This is a genomic window from Gordonibacter sp. Marseille-P4307, from assembly GCF_900604965.1.
Taxonomy (GTDB): Bacteria; Actinomycetota; Coriobacteriia; order Coriobacteriales; family Eggerthellaceae; genus Berryella.
This window is the reverse complement of sequence record NZ_UWPD01000001.1, coordinates 1,161,229-1,173,440: the sequence shown is the minus strand read 5'-3', so window position 1 is coordinate 1,173,440 and position 12,212 is coordinate 1,161,229. Positions and strand designations below refer to the sequence as shown.

The following is a 12,212-nucleotide window of genomic DNA, read 5'->3' as shown; positions in this document are numbered from 1 at the left end:
CTGATCACCCTGCCTACGACCGGGAAAAGCGCCGCATGAGCCCCAGCACTTCGTCGACCACCTCGGTGCGACCCTGCTGGATCTGCTCGACGACGCAGGTTTCCATATGGTTCTTGAGAATCTTCTCGGATACGCTGCGAACCGCGCTTTCCGCAGCGGCAAGCTGGATCAGCACATCCCCGCAGTAGCGGTTCTCGTCAAGCATGTTCTTCACGCCGTTCAGCTGGCCTATCGTGCGGTTCAGGCGCTTGTTGAGATCGGCCACGAACGCTTCTTCCCGCGGGGTGGCCTTCAGACGGCACGGGCAGACGTCCGCCGCATGCGCTTCGGTGCGGCTCCCCATCGATTCTTCCATAACGCCCTCCATTCGGATTCGAATGGCTACAACATACCCCCAGAGGGTATGAAGGTCAAGCAGCGGGGATTCGAAATCCTCCGCGTGCCGAACCGTCGGGGTGCATGGACTAGTTGAACTTGAACACCTTGCGGGCCAGTCGGTACCCTCCCAGCCCGATGCCCCTGCCCAGACTTCCGGGAAGGTTCATTCCGATGTTCAGCGGGTTTCTGCGAAGGCGCCCGTATACCTTGGGACGCCTCTCCTTCAGATACCCCCACGTATCGGCAAGCTTGCCGTTTGATTCGGGCGTGTCGATCATGCGCAGGAACACGGCGCAGATGCACATCATCATCGCCAGATAGCTATCAAGATAGGCGCTCAGACGAGGCGAGTCCACGCGATCGATGTCCACCTGATCGACCATCAGGCGCGTCACGCGCAGATGCTGATCGATCCGGCTCTTCATCACATCCTCGTTCACGCTCTGACCTTCTCGACCGATGAAGTACCGGTACATGTCCACGTTGAAGTAGCGAATGCTGTGCACATGGGGCAACGGCACGTACACGAAGATGTTGTCCACGTAAAAGCAGTGCTCGGGAAGGACGAGTTCGATATCGCGCAGCATCTGCGTACGGTAGATGACCGAGTGCATGAGCAGGTACTGACTTGACTTGAAGCGCCCCACCTCGTCCCAGCCGAACTCGCGTCCCTCGGGAAACACGTTCGCGTAGTCCATAACCGTATGCTTGCCCTCGAAGACCTTCTCGTAAACGTAGTTCGCAACCACCATGTCGGTGGCGTTCTCGGCGCGGGCAACCTGCTCGCGCAGGTACGGCATGATGGTGCGCATGGACGCCTCGTCCAGCCAATCGTCGGAATCGACCACCTTGTAGTAGAAGCCCCGGGCGTGGGAGATTCCCGTGTTGACCGCCGAGCCATGGCCTCCGTTCTCCTTATGGATAGCGCGGATGATCTGCGGATGGCGCGTTTGCCATTCGTCGGCCTTCTGCCTGGTGTCGTCCTTGGTCGAACCATCGTTCACGATAAGGATCTCGATATCCTCGCGATCGTCGCAAAACGCGAGGATCGATTCGACGCACTTATCCATGTATTCAGCCGAGTTGTAGCACGGCAGCGCAAAAGAAATCGTTTTCACGAACGGGCCCCTTCGGAAGTCAGATGGAAACGGGCGCTCAGCCGCAAACCGCCGCATGCGCGCTCGTTATCTATTCTAACGGGTAAACGCCCCGACAACGGGCTACCATATAAAGCGTACAGAGCAGGCGCGTACGGCACGGATAGCATTCGCAGTCGAAACGCCGCCTTGCACGATCGATCTTGAAAGGGGTTTCCATGTCCCGCTTCCTCGACCGCATGGTAGCGCAGGCGCGCACCGCCAAACAGACCATCGTGCTGCCCGAAGGAGAGGATCCGCGCACACTTGAAGCCGCCGAGCGCATCCTCGCCGACGGCGTGGCGAACCTCATCGTTTTGGGAGACGCCGCTGCGCTTGGCGGATCAGGCAGAAACCTCGAGGGTGCCGATCTGATCGATCCTGCCACCTACCCCGAAGCAGAATCGCTTGCCCGGCAGCTCTTCGAGTTGCGCAAAGCCAAGGGCATGACATCCGAACAGGCCGCCGAGAAAATCAAGGATCCCCTGTACCTCGGCGTCATGATGGTGAAGGCGGGCATCGCCGACGGCATGGTGGCCGGTGCGTGCCATTCCACCGGAGACGTGCTGCGCCCAAGCCTCCAGATCCTTCGAACCGCGCCCGGAGCGAAGCTGGTCAGCTCGTTTTTCATCATGAACGTACCCGACTGCGACCTGGGCTCCGACGGAACGTTTCTGTTCTCCGACTGCGGATTGGAAGTGCAGCCCAGCGCAGAGGGCCTTGCGAACATAGCGGTGAGCTCCGCAAAGTCGTGGGAAGCGCTGATGGGAATCGAGCCCGTCGTTGCGCTGCTGTCCCACAGCACGTACGGCTCGGCGAAAAACGACGATTCCGCTAAGGTGGCAGAAGCCGTCGCGATCGCAAAAGGGCTTGCGCCCGACGTGAAGATCGATGGGGAGCTGCAGCTCGATGCCGCCATCATCGAAGCCGTAGGATCGTCTAAGGCCCCCGGATCGCCCGTTGCCGGACGGGCGAACTGTCTTGTCTTCCCCGATCTCGACGCTGGAAACATCGGGTACAAACTGGTCCAGCGCCTCGCACGCGCCGAAGCTTACGGCCCGATCACCCAGGGTATCGCCTCGCCGGTGAACGACCTGTCACGCGGATGCAGCGCAGAGGACATCTACGGCGTCGTGGCCATAACCTGCGTTCAGTGCCAGAACCGTTCTGCGTAACAGCAAGCGGCGACAGGTAAAAGGAAGGGGGTGGGGATCCTGGGATCCCCACCCCCTTCTCGTTAACTCCGCAAAAACGTTCGGGAGACGCGAAGCGGACTACCGGGGAATCGAGAAGGAGACGGCGCGCTTCTCGTGGACCAGGTTGTAGGTATCGCGCGCGATCATGTACTCCTCGTCGGCGGGAATGATGATGATGCGCACCGGCGACGAATCGGTGGATATCTCGCGCTCGTAGCCGCGCTCACGGTTGCGCGCCTCATCCAGCACGATGCCGAGCGGCTGCAAACCGGCGAATATGAGACGGCGCATCTTGTCGCAGTTCTCCCCCACGCCGCCGGCAAGCACGATGGCATCCACGCCTCCCATAACGGCGATGTACTGCCCGATGTGCTTCTTCACCGATTGGGCGTACATCTCGTAGGCCAAGATCGCGCGAGGATCGCCCGCCTCCGATGCGGAGCGCACCGAACGCAGATCGTTGCTGATGCCCGACACGCCCAAAAGACCCGATTTCTTGTTCAGGACATCGTCCATATCGGCAGGCGAAAGGCCTTCGTGAGACATGAGGAAGGTTACGATCGCAGGATCGATCGCTCCCGAGCGCGTCCCCATCATCAAGCCGTCCAGAGGAGTCAGACCCATAGACGTATCGACCGCGATACCGTGGTCGATAGCCGTCACCGAACAGCCGTTCCCCAAATGGCAGGTGATGAGCTTCAGATCGGACAGAGGCTCGTCAAGCACCGCCGCAGCCCGTTCGGCAATGTAGCGGTGCGACGTCCCGTGCGCACCGTATTTTCGAATGGAGTACTTCTGCGACAGCTCGTAGGGAATGGGGTACATATAGGTGCGCTCGGCAAGCGTCTGGTAGAACGACGTATCGAACACGGCAACCATGGGAACCCCGGGAATATGGTGGCGGCAGGCCCGGATGCCCATAAGGGCGGCCTTGTTGTGAAGCGGAGCGAGCTCGGCCAGCTCGTCGATCTTCTGGATGACGTCGTCGTCGATGACCACCGAACTGTCGAAGTACTTGCCGCCCTGAACCACGCGATGCCCGACCGCATTGATCTCGGAAAGCGAACCGAGGGGAGCGTTATCGCCCTCGACGAGGGTGTTCAGCACGATGTTCATAGCCGCATCGTGATCGGCCATAGGCTCGGAGATAACCTTCTCGTTGTCGTCGATGCCGTGCTTGTGGCTAGCCTCGTCGGTGCCCACGCGCTCGCAGAGCCCCTTCGCCAAGACCCGCTGAGTCTCAACGTTGATCAACTGGTATTTCAGCGATGACGAGCCTGCGTTGATAACGAGAACGTTCAAGGATGCCCCCTTGTTTTCCTCGGCGAATACCGTGGTAACCAGTTTAAAGGGGTGCATGTCGTTTCACCAAAGCCGCACACACGATTCGGCAAGCGGCAGGGCCGCCCTCGCGCAATGCACGAAGGCGGCCCGGTAAGATCAAGCAGGTGGCGAAGGGCGTTACAAAGACGGGTCCCCGCTGTTCATCGGAGCCCCACCCAACACGTGAACATGCAGATGGAACACCGTCTGGCCCGCATGGGCCCCGGTGTTGACAAGCGTGCGGAACCCGTCTTCGCGCACGCCCTTGATGTCGGCCACCTTCTCGACGGCGGCGAACAGGTGTCCCAGCTCGTCAGCCGGAACGCCGTCGGCGATGCTGTCGTAGTGGTTCTTGGGAACGATGAGGGTGTGCACGGGCATCTGAGGGCTCACATCGTCGAACGCATACACGTATTCGTCCTCGTACACCTTGGAGGAGGGTATCTCCCCCCTGATGATCTTGCAGAACAAGCAGTCGTCTCTGTGCATGACTCGCCTTTCGTCTCGCCTCGGCCGTTCCCGTTATTCTACAACGAGCGCAAACGGGACGCGGCTACGAGAGCGTCGTATCGCGAACCTCGTCGTCCTTGTCTCCGCTCAGCTCGCCCATCAGCACCTCGACTTTCTGCTGGGCCTCGCCCAGACGACCCTTGAGAGAGCGCAGCAGCGCCACCCCGCGCTCGTAGCTCACCAGGCTCTCTTCAAGCTCGAGCGTGTTGCTTTCCAGCAGGCCCACGATCGAATCGAGTTCGGCCATGGCCTCTCGAAACGAAAGCTCTTCGATGGGCTTCATATCCTGGGACATTTCGATTCCTTCCAACGATGATGCGAAGCGCCGGCAAAACGACGCCTCAGCCGACAGCTGCTTTACGGGCGTCGCTGCCCGCAATCCCGACGGTCTCGCACTCGACGATACCGTCCGAAACGGACACCTCCAACCGCTCTCCCGGCTCGACCTGGGCTATCGATCGAACGATCGATCCTGCAGCGTTCCTGGTTATCGAATATCCGCGTGCGATAACGCTCAGCGGGGACAGATCGTTCAAGCGGGCGGCCGCAAGCGCAACCTCGCGCTCCCGACGATCGAGCAGGTTTCCGCCCTGGCGAAAAATCGCGTTTTCTGCAACCTCGACCTCGCGCTCGCTGCGGGATGCGACCTTCCCCAACCCGATGCGCAGACGGTTCTCGAAGTGATCGATGGAAAGCGCATCTCCGGCGAACAACTGCATGGAATCCAAGAACACCGGACGCGTCTCCACGCGCGCGAGGTGCGCCGCCGCGAACTCGATGCGCGAGGAAACACGGTCTGAAAGCGCCTTTGACCTGATGTCGAACGCATTCTTAAGGTATTCCCCCGACGGACTGACCGTCTCGGCCGCCGCCGTGGGGGTGGAAGCGCGGAAATCCGACACCATGTCGGCGATGGAGTTGTCCGGTTCGTGCCCGATGCCCGTCACGATGGGAACCGGACACGAAGCGATGGCGCGGGCGAGCTGTTCGTCGTTGAACGGCATAAGGTCTTCGTACGATCCGCCGCCGCGCACGACCAGCACCACCTCGGCCCCCGCGGACGCCACCGCCCCAATCCCCTGGATGATGTAAGAAGCAGCGCGCTCTCCCTCGACCGGCACGCCGGCGACCAGCACATCGGCAATGGGAAACCGTCGGCGCAGCGTCCGCATAACGTCGTGAACGGCCGCCCCGCGCGGCGAGGTGACCACGCCGATACGTTCGGGGTACTTGGGGATGGGGCGCTTGCGCTCGCGGGCCATCAAACCCTCGGCCTCCAGCTTGCGCGCAAGGTTGGCAACGCGGATCCTCAAATCCCCCTGTCCCGCCGCCTGGATATGGGACACGTCGAAGTTCATGCGCCCCTTCGCCACGTACAACGTGAAGCGGCCCACCACTTCGACCAGCATACCCACCTGCAATCGCACGCCCGACGCGGCATAGCGGTTGTTCCACATCATGCAGGGAAGCGCAGACTTGGAATCCTTGATGGTGAAATAGGCGGCCTTGTAGCCGGGTTTGACCGAAACCTCCGACACCTCGCCCACGATCTTCACCGTGAAGGATTCAAGCGCAGTCTTAGCCAGCCCCATCGCCTCCGAAACACCGAGGGCGTCGGAAGAGGGGGCGTCGGCGGAATGCAAGCCGCTCACGGCTACTCGCTTCTCTGGCTCAGCAGCCACACCAGCTGAAGGATGGAGGTGAGCGCGGCGGCGACATAGGTAAGGGCGCAAGCGCGCAGAACATCGAACGAGCCTTTACGTTCGATCTCGGGGAGATTCACCGATCCCATGTAGACCATGGCCCGACGCGAGGCGTCGAGCTCGACCGGCAGAGTGATCAGGCTGAACAGAACCACAACCGCGTACATGACGATAGCGAGGTTCACGAAACCGGCGACGTTGAGCGCGATGCCGATCATAAGCAGGAACACCCAGGCGTTCGAAGCGGCATTCACCGCCGGAACGATAGCCGTACGCACCTTCATGGGCGTATAGTCCTGCGCATACTGATAAGCGTGCCCGCATTCGTGGCAGGCGGTTGCCGTGGCCGTTACCGACCGCCCGTCGTAGACGTCGGGAGACAGGCTGATGGAATTGGAACGGGGGTCGAAAAAGTCCTGGCCCTCGCCGCCGCGATACACGTTGACGCCCTGGATGCCGTAGTAAGCAAGCATCCCGCGCGCCGCATCGGCCCCGGTCAGGCCATTGGTGACGGGAACGCTGGAATAGCGCTTCAGTCGGTTGTTCACATAGAACGTCGCTCCGGCGCCGATGGCGATCGTCGCGGCGATGAGCAGCAGGTAGCTCGTGGAAAACATAACGGTCCTTTCTCGATGACGCATGCGCGCGTCGCTGCCGTCGATTATAGCGAAACGGGCAACCCTCCCTCGGGCGCGCGCTCGTCACGACGGGTCTTCGTTATCGCTCCGATACGGAAACTCAAGAAACCTTCGAGGCGGGCCGAGCCGATCCTAGAAGCGGTCGATGCGCACGGCGCCGTTTTCCACCGAAAGCGAGATGCGCCCGTTCAGCAGATCGAGCAGCTCCGCCCCGATCAGCTCGCGCCGCCATCCGCGCAGGATCTCGACGTCCTCGCAGTACCCCCGCGCGATCTTGGTCAGATCGTCATGGCTGGCAAGCGTCGGAATGGCGATGTCGTTTTCACGCGCGCGCATGCGCACGATGGCCATCATAAGATCCACCTGCATATCCACGTTGGGCTCGCTCTTCGACGGGTTACCCGAATCGGGCCAGGTATCCGCCGGCGCATTCATAGCCGATACGATCCGCGAGACAATCGTGCGCGCGTCGCGCACATTGAGGCGCTCGCGCATACCGCGAACCATGAACAGATCATCGATCGTACGCGGCTCGCGCTTGCAGGCCTCGACGATCTGCTCGTCGGACAGCACCCATTTGCGGGGGATGTTGCGATCGCGCGCCGCAGCCTCGCGCCAGGCGGCCATCTCGCGCGCCGCAGCCATCTGGCAGCGCGACAGGGACGAAACGTGCTTCAATCGGCGGAACCGTTCGCGCTCGTCAACCTCGTAGCGCGCTGGGTCCGACAGTTCCGCGAAATCGTTGCGCAGCCATTCGAGGCGACCCTTCTCCTCCAGACGCCGCCTCATCGTCGCGTAGATCTTGGGAAGATAGACCACGTCTTCCCCTGCGTACTGAATCTGGGAGTCGGACAGCGGCCGATGCGACCAATCGGTGAAGGAATCGGCCTTCTTGATGCGCACCCCGCATAAAGCGCCCACCAGCGATCCGTACCCTATCTGCTGGGTGTGCCCCAGAAGCGCCGCTGCGATCTGCGTGTCGAACACAGGAGAGGGCAGCACGCCGACGTTGCGGTATAGAAGCTCGAGGTCTTGGTGGCCAGCATGAAAGATCTTGATGATGCGCTCATCGACCAGAAGGGGCGCGAGCGCGGCGACATCGATCGCCGCCAGAGGATCGATGATGACCACTTCGTCGTCGGTCGCGATCTGCAGCAGGCAGAGCTTCGCATAGTAGGTTTTCTCGCGAAGGAACTCGGTATCGATTGCCAGAAGCGAGGAGCTTGCAGCCCGTTGGACGAAAGAGTCGAGCTCGTCTTGGCTTTCTATGTACATGCAGACAGATCCTCGCCTTGCTATATCATGGGAACAACTCGGTTCATTCTACCAAAACGAGGGCCGCTCGATGAAACTGCTCGTTATCAACAATTTGAAGGCGGGATACGCCGACGGAGCGATTTACGACTACGTGCGCTTAGTCAACAAGGACGCCGACGAGATCTGCATCCGTTCCACCAACGGGCCCATCGACGCTCAGGCCCTGCTCCACGATGCTTCGAACTTCGACGCGGTAGTGGCGGCGGGCGGCGACGGAACGGTGGCCGCGATATCCTATCATCTGGCTAAAACGAAAATCCCCATCCTGCCCTTCCCCGCCGGAACCGCGAACCTTCTGGCAAACAACCTGCTCGCACCCATCGAACCGTACGCTCTTGCCACCATGACCCGCGATATGCGCACGCTCGACTTCGATCTAGGGGAAATCGAGGTGGCCGGCCGGAAATTCGGATTCGGTATCATGGCGGGCGCGGGCTACGATGCCACCATCATGCACGACGCCCGTCCCTCGAAGAAGCTTCTGGGACCGATGGCCTACTTCCAGGCGGCCGTGTCCAACCCGCTACCGAAGAAATCCCATCTCACCATCACGCTGGACGATAAGACCCTCGAGCGCGACGCGCTGGGGATCCTGCTGGTGAACTTCTCCAAGATCCAGTTCGACATCACGGTCACGCACGAGAACCTCCCGCGCGACGGGTCGCTCGACGTGGTGATCCTGAAAGCGGAAAACGCCTTCGGACTGCTTCCCGCATTGCTGGCGGGATTCCTCGACCGCGACGGGGAGTTTCCCGACCGCACCGACTCGTTGGAGATCCATCGCTCGAAAACCGTGCACGTGCAGGCCGATCCTCCCATGCACATCCAGTACGACGGCGAGACTCCGGGGCTCTCCACGCCTTTCTCCGCACGGGTGATCGAAGGGGGCGCGCGGTTCATCCTGTCTGAAAACGGATTCGACCGGTTCCAAGGCTCGGAACCCCGCAACCGGTCGAGCCGGTAGAACCGCCGGAGAAGGCTTCGAGCGCCTTATCCCGAACCTCGCTAGCGCGCTAGCGAGAGACGTCGGAATTCTGTTCGAGCCACTTTTTGGCATTGGAGCTGTAGCGCATCTGAATGAACTCCAGCACCACGGCGAACACCATGGCGAAATACACCATGAGCTTCTCGACGTGCATATCGAGCAGTTCGATATCGGTGTGCAGGCCCACGGAATCCAGCACGAGCAGCATGCCGATAACCGAAATGAACACGAGCGCAAGGATCTTCATCTCGATATGCGCGTTGATGAAGTCCGAAATGCCGTCGATGAACACCATCATCAGCACGATGGCGATGAGAACAGCCAGGATCATGATGACCAGATAGTCGGACAGACCCACGGCAGTGATAACCGAATCGATGGAAAACACCAGATCCATCACCATGATGGTGCCGATCGCCCGGCCGAGGGAGAGCCCCTTCGCATGCCCGCTCGCACCCTCCCCATGCTTCTCTTTCAGCTCGTCGAGGCGCAGCAGGCTGCGCAGCTCGTCGACGCCCTTGTAGATAAGATAGGCGCCGCCTAGAAGCAAGATGATGTCACGAACCGAAAAACCATGGGAGAAAACCCCGAGATCGATCGTGAACAGCGGCTGGACTAGATGGGTGAGGAAAGCGGCGACGCTGAGGAAGAGCGCGCGCATGATGAAGGCGCCCGCCAAACCCAGCTTGCGGCCCAGATGCTGTTGGGACGCGGGAAGGCGATCGGTGGTGATGGTGATGAACACGATGTTGTCGATCCCCAGCACGATCTCGAGGAACGTAAGCGTGATCAAGGCGATCCACGCATCGGGCGAGGCGAATATCGAAAGGTCGAACATCCAGGCTCCTTGTCTTGTCTCGTATCGTTTCAACCCAGGCGAACATAAAAAAACTCGCAGCGCCTCCGCGAACGGAAGCGCCACGAGTCTCGTTTTTTAAGGAGTGCCAGGCTGGAAAGCCATGATGTTGACACAACCCGCAAGCACGCTTGCGCTAACTACTCCCCCATGGGCGCAACCATTCTAGCACGATCGCGGTTTCGGGCCAATGGTATAATGCGCACTGCACAAAACCGCTAGGAGCAGCCCTGTGAACATCGAAGAGATACTGCACGGTCAAAGCGCCCATCTCGAGCGCGCTTACGACACCGAACACGAGGGCGTCCGCTACCTGGACGGAAGCGCCCTGAAACGCCCGGTGCAGCCCGCCGGGCCGGCTCTCGCCTTCATCGGGGCCGTCGTTGCCGCGGGAATCGTCGTGGGCGGCCTGTTCGTGAACGCAACGGTGCTCGAACCGATGCGCGCCAGCGAGAACGCCTCGTCCGCAGTCGCACGAAACCTCGCGAAAGAGCCTTCGATCGCAAGCCTTCCCAAGCTCGCCGAAATGGCCACCCTCAGCAACGACGAGATCAAGAAGGCGTTCGACGATGCCGGATACACCTATATCGCCCAAAGCGAGGAGAGCGACAGCGACCTGACCCTGTACAAGCTTCCCGCCGACACGTCGTCTGCCGCCGCGTCCCTCATGTACTTGAAGGGGTTCTCGGCGCTTAACGCAGGCGAAGCTTCCAAACTCATGAACGGCGGATGGCTGTTCTCCGCCGACCGAACCACGAACAGCATGGTGGTTCGCTATGCCGACTTCGCATCCGGCAGCGTCGAGGCCGCCGTGCGCTCCGCGATCACCGCGCAGGGATTCGAGGCCGACTCGGTCACCGATACGGGAACCGACGAAGCCGGCAACACCTTCACCGAAGGCGAGGTCTCCGTCGAGGGGACCGATTACGTCTGGAAGGTGTCGGGCATCCAGCTTTCCAGCGCCTACGACATAGCGGGGCTGCCGGAAACCTCCTGCTACATCGGCATCCGTCTGACGAAGGCGGCTTAGCCGGCCCCGCACTCATACGACCCGCACCCACGCAACGCGAGGCGCGGAGCTGCGCCGAGGGACCCAGTAGCGGAGCCGCGCCGGGGAACCGGGGGCCGGGCCGCCTCCGCCGGGAAAGCCCCCGGGTATGCGAGAGGGGCCCCGGGAGGGGCCCCTCTCGGGGTCTTTTCTGGAGGCGACGCCCGGATTCGAACCGGGGGTGAAGGCTTTGCAGGCCTCTGCCTTACCGCTTGGCCACGTCGCCGGGTCTAAAGCAAGGGGCCGGCCACGCTTGATGGCCGGCCCCGGGAAGACGGTGGAGCGGACAACGGGGTTCGAACCCGCGACCCCCACCTTGGCAAGGTGGTGCTCTACCAGCTGAGCCATGTCCGCGTCACGGGTGACCATGATACGCGACCGGGAGGGGGCGCGCAAGAGCGAAATTTGATGAGCACACAGAGTTCATCATCGGTAAAGGGCGAAACGGTCGCCTCCTTCGAATCTAGTCCTCGGTATTGCCGAGAATCTTATTCGCAGCGTATATACCGCTGATGCAAGCCGGCTCCATATAACGCCCGGAAAATCGCGACCACCCGCATAGCGAGCGGTTTATCGCCTCTCGAGCTTCGCGCAGAGGGCAGGAAGACCCTAGAAGAAGAAGAGGGCTTCCGAGACGTTCCCGGAAGCCCTCGGTTTACTCGCGTTTCCGTAAGAGGAAGAGCCCGGCGATCGCTGCGACAAGCACGATCGGCGCAATTCGGACGAAAGCCCACTCAAATCCGTGGTATAGGGTGCCCGCGACCGCCAGCTCGGGATCGGAGAAGTGCCAATGCGAGTAAGGGCTTCCCAGCAGAATCAGGCACGCGAAGACGAGGGCGGTCGCAATGGCCAAGGCGAGCAGGGTTCCGCGGACCAATCTCCGCCACAACTTCCTCCCACGAGCGAACTGGAGGTCGACGACCTGGAGCTTTTCGGCAATTGCACTAAGATTATCCGCTTCAGGTTCCGAAACGGTTTCACCAAGCAGCGCCCCCACGGAAACATCGAGCACTTCCGATATCGAGACAAGCATATCGGAGTCGGGAACCGAAAGGCCGCGCTCCCATTTTGAGACAGTCTGGCGGACTATCTTGATTTGTTGGCGAGTTATTTATTGCCGTT

General features: G+C 60.9%; 13 protein-coding genes, 2 tRNA genes and 1 pseudogene. 3 read left to right on the top strand and 13 right to left on the bottom strand.

Features of this window, described 5'->3' with window-relative positions:
- Positions 1-13: 13 nt before the first annotated feature.
- Entirely contained in the window at positions 14-355 is a 342-nt protein-coding gene (locus tag EIH26_RS05320; protein ID WP_241152771.1) for a metal-sensing transcriptional repressor, read from the bottom strand.
- Positions 356-464: 109 nt separating this feature from the next.
- Positions 465-1,496: a glycosyltransferase family A protein gene (locus EIH26_RS05315; protein WP_124061214.1), complete on the bottom strand. Its 1,032-nt coding sequence runs from the start codon at positions 1,494-1,496 to the stop codon at positions 465-467.
- Positions 1,497-1,693: 197 nt separating this feature from the next.
- On the opposite strand from EIH26_RS05315, the gene pta reads away from it, so the two are divergent.
- Positions 1,694-2,689, top strand: coding sequence for a phosphate acetyltransferase (gene pta, locus EIH26_RS05310; protein ID WP_124061213.1), 996 nt, complete (start codon positions 1,694-1,696; stop codon positions 2,687-2,689).
- A 99-nt stretch (positions 2,690-2,788) separates the two neighbouring features.
- Here pta and EIH26_RS05305 read toward each other — a convergent pair whose 3' ends face one another.
- From EIH26_RS05305 to rnd, 6 genes are all read right to left on the bottom strand, one after another.
- The gene (locus tag EIH26_RS05305; protein ID WP_124061212.1) at positions 2,789-4,012 is read right to left on the bottom strand and encodes an acetate/propionate family kinase; all 1,224 of its coding nucleotides are present in this window, start codon (positions 4,010-4,012) and stop codon (positions 2,789-2,791) included.
- Between the two features lie 159 nt (positions 4,013-4,171).
- Positions 4,172-4,522 carry a histidine triad nucleotide-binding protein gene (locus EIH26_RS05300; RefSeq protein WP_124061211.1) on the bottom strand — a complete coding sequence of 117 codons (351 nt, stop codon included), beginning with the start codon at positions 4,520-4,522 and terminating at the stop codon, positions 4,172-4,174.
- Positions 4,523-4,586: 64 nt separating this feature from the next.
- Entirely contained in the window at positions 4,587-4,838 is a 252-nt protein-coding gene (gene xseB, locus EIH26_RS05295) for an exodeoxyribonuclease VII small subunit (protein ID WP_206424678.1), read from the bottom strand.
- A gap of 46 nt (positions 4,839-4,884) precedes the next feature.
- Positions 4,885-6,195: an exodeoxyribonuclease VII large subunit gene (gene xseA / locus EIH26_RS05290; protein WP_241152770.1), complete on the bottom strand. Its 1,311-nt coding sequence runs from the start codon at positions 6,193-6,195 to the stop codon at positions 4,885-4,887.
- Positions 6,196-6,197: 2 nt separating this feature from the next.
- Positions 6,198-6,863: a zinc metallopeptidase gene (locus tag EIH26_RS05285; protein ID WP_124061210.1), complete on the bottom strand. Its 666-nt coding sequence runs from the start codon at positions 6,861-6,863 to the stop codon at positions 6,198-6,200.
- 153 nt (positions 6,864-7,016) lie between these two features.
- Positions 7,017-8,159: a ribonuclease D gene (rnd, locus tag EIH26_RS05280; RefSeq protein ID WP_124061209.1), complete on the bottom strand. Its 1,143-nt coding sequence runs from the start codon at positions 8,157-8,159 to the stop codon at positions 7,017-7,019.
- Positions 8,160-8,229: 70 nt separating this feature from the next.
- Between rnd and EIH26_RS05275 the strand changes: the two genes are divergently transcribed.
- Entirely contained in the window at positions 8,230-9,165 is a 936-nt protein-coding gene (locus EIH26_RS05275; RefSeq protein ID WP_124061208.1) for a diacylglycerol kinase family protein, read from the top strand.
- A 49-nt stretch (positions 9,166-9,214) separates the two neighbouring features.
- Here EIH26_RS05275 and EIH26_RS05270 read toward each other — a convergent pair whose 3' ends face one another.
- The gene (locus EIH26_RS05270; RefSeq protein WP_124061207.1) at positions 9,215-10,024 is read right to left on the bottom strand and encodes a TerC family protein; all 810 of its coding nucleotides are present in this window, start codon (positions 10,022-10,024) and stop codon (positions 9,215-9,217) included.
- A 250-nt stretch (positions 10,025-10,274) separates the two neighbouring features.
- Between EIH26_RS05270 and EIH26_RS05265 the strand changes: the two genes are divergently transcribed.
- On the top strand, positions 10,275-11,072 hold the full coding sequence (locus tag EIH26_RS05265; protein WP_124061206.1) for a teichoic acid transporter: 798 nt from the start codon (positions 10,275-10,277) through the stop codon (positions 11,070-11,072).
- A 170-nt stretch (positions 11,073-11,242) separates the two neighbouring features.
- Here EIH26_RS05265 and EIH26_RS05260 read toward each other — a convergent pair.
- From EIH26_RS05260 to EIH26_RS08665, 4 genes and pseudogenes are all read right to left on the bottom strand, one after another.
- A tRNA-Cys gene (locus tag EIH26_RS05260) sits at positions 11,243-11,316 on the bottom strand.
- Between the two features lie 52 nt (positions 11,317-11,368).
- Positions 11,369-11,444 (bottom strand) — tRNA-Gly (locus tag EIH26_RS05255).
- Positions 11,445-11,745: 301 nt separating this feature from the next.
- Positions 11,746-12,123, bottom strand: a complete 378-nt coding sequence (locus EIH26_RS05250; protein WP_241152769.1) for a transcriptional regulator — start codon at positions 12,121-12,123, stop codon at positions 11,746-11,748.
- A pseudogene (locus EIH26_RS08665) lies at positions 12,124-12,180 on the bottom strand (transcriptional regulator); the annotation flags it as partial. It lies immediately after the preceding gene.
- Between the last annotated feature and the right edge of the window lie 32 nt (positions 12,181-12,212).

Coding starts and splice junctions, on each gene's coding strand:
- EIH26_RS05320 (WP_241152771.1), bottom strand. CDS start 355: ATGGAAGAATCGATGGGGAGCCGCACCGAAGCGCATGCGGCGGACGTC.
- pta (WP_124061213.1), top strand. CDS start 1,694: ATGTCCCGCTTCCTCGACCGCATGGTAGCGCAGGCGCGCACCGCCAAA.
- EIH26_RS05300 (WP_124061211.1), bottom strand. CDS start 4,522: ATGCACAGAGACGACTGCTTGTTCTGCAAGATCATCAGGGGGGAGATA.
- xseB (WP_206424678.1), bottom strand. CDS start 4,838: ATGTCCCAGGATATGAAGCCCATCGAAGAGCTTTCGTTTCGAGAGGCC.
- EIH26_RS05285 (WP_124061210.1), bottom strand. CDS start 6,863: ATGTTTTCCACGAGCTACCTGCTGCTCATCGCCGCGACGATCGCCATC.
- rnd (WP_124061209.1), bottom strand. CDS start 8,159: ATGTACATAGAAAGCCAAGACGAGCTCGACTCTTTCGTCCAACGGGCT.
- EIH26_RS05275 (WP_124061208.1), top strand. CDS start 8,230: ATGAAACTGCTCGTTATCAACAATTTGAAGGCGGGATACGCCGACGGA.
- EIH26_RS05270 (WP_124061207.1), bottom strand. CDS start 10,024: ATGTTCGACCTTTCGATATTCGCCTCGCCCGATGCGTGGATCGCCTTG.
- EIH26_RS05250 (WP_241152769.1), bottom strand. CDS start 12,123: ATGCTTGTCTCGATATCGGAAGTGCTCGATGTTTCCGTGGGGGCGCTG.